The 1,537-nt window shown below is 35.1% G+C and carries 1 protein-coding gene and 1 pseudogene; both read left to right on the top strand.

Annotated features, from left to right (window positions below; all coding sequences use genetic code 11):
- Positions 1–1,302 (top strand): TonB-dependent receptor domain-containing protein (locus WBN21_RS04140; protein WP_424198028.1); only part of this gene is annotated, 1,302 nt, incomplete at its 5' end.
- Positions 1,303–1,314: 12 nt separating this feature from the next.
- Positions 1,315–1,537: pseudogene (locus WBN21_RS04135) on the top strand (RagB/SusD family nutrient uptake outer membrane protein); the annotation flags it as partial.

Below are 1,537 nucleotides of genomic sequence, written 5' to 3'. Positions count from 1 at the left end.
TTAGAGTATAGTTATAAAAACAAATACCTACTTAATGCAACTGTTCGGCGCGAGGGAAATGCAAAATTCCCTAAAGAAATTTGGGTTACTACGCCTGCACTTGGTTTGGGTTGGGTAATTTCTGAAGAAGATTTTATGCAAGATAACGGTGTTTTCGATTTCTTAAAACTTCGAGGCAGTTGGGGGCAATTAGCAAACGGTAATTTAGGTGGTAGTGCCGGAACCAGAACAGTATCTCAAGTAACTACAGATATTGGTGATGTGCAAACAAATGGTATTATAAGCTCAAGTAATTTCACCAATTTAGAGCGTGAAATTTTGGAAGAGACAAATGTGGGTATTAGTGCAAGATTATTTAAAAGTAAATTATCGCTTGAAGCAGATTACTATATTAGAGATACAAAAAAATTAGTAATCCCAGTTGATCAACCAATAGTTAGTAATACTATTTTAGAGAATGTTGGTGAAATGAGAAATAAAGGATTAGAAATTTCTGCCAACTGGAGCCAAACCATTAATGATAATTGGAGTTTTTCTGTAGGTGGAAATATTGCAACACTAAATAATGAAGTCACTAAAATAAATAGTGCTTCTGGCTATTTTGATACTGGTAGTGCAGAGTTTCGCCAAAGAACGATGGTAGGAGAGCCTATTGAAGCATTTTTTGGATGGGAAGTAGTAGGTGTTTATCAAAATGCTGCAGAAGTTGCTGCAGATCCTATTGCTGTAGCAAACAGCTTAGTTCCTGGCGATTTAATATTTAAAGACCAAGATGGTGATGACGATATTGATGCCGATGATAGAGTTGTTTTAGGGTCGTATCTGCCGTCATTCAGTTATGGTGGAAATCTTCAAGTTTCCTATAAGAATTTCGATTTTTCAATGGCATTATTCGGTCAAACAGGAAATGAGATTCTGAATCGTAAACGCGGGGAAGTTTTATTTACAAACGATACCAATATGGATGCCGATTTAGCAATTAATAGATGGCATGGAGAAGGGACTAGTAATTCCTACCCATCATCAGCAGGAAGAAGAAAATTATGGAATCAAAAAATGAGCAGTTTTTTCATAGAAGATGGATCTTTTTTCCGTATTCAAAATGTGCAATTGGCATATACAATTCCTTCCGGAGCTTTATTAGGAAAAAATATGCCTGAAACAAAATTAACATTTACAGCAGAACGCCCATATACTTCTTTTAAGTATAACGGATTTAATCCGGAAGTTTCTGATGGAATTGATAGACAAACATATCCTGTTCCAGCAATTTATACTATTGGTGTTAATATAAAAATATAAAAAATGAGCAATATGAAAAATAATATAAATCAATTCCTAAATCTACTAGCCATGTCGTTAGTAGTGTTTTTCTCTACAATATCCTGTAGCGATAAATTAGAAGAAAATGACGGGCAATTATCAGCAGGTGATTTGGATTTTACGCTTTCTGAAAATATGGTGTTGCCTTTAATTGGTGCATACAGCGAAACCTACTCCAGAGGATGGGAAGACCCATTGTTAATAGGAGTAAGAG

Origin of the sequence: Algibacter sp., assembly GCF_049667265.1 — a bacterium.
Taxonomy (GTDB): domain Bacteria; phylum Bacteroidota; class Bacteroidia; order Flavobacteriales; family Flavobacteriaceae; genus Algibacter_B.
This window is presented reverse-complemented; position numbering and strand designations above follow the sequence as displayed.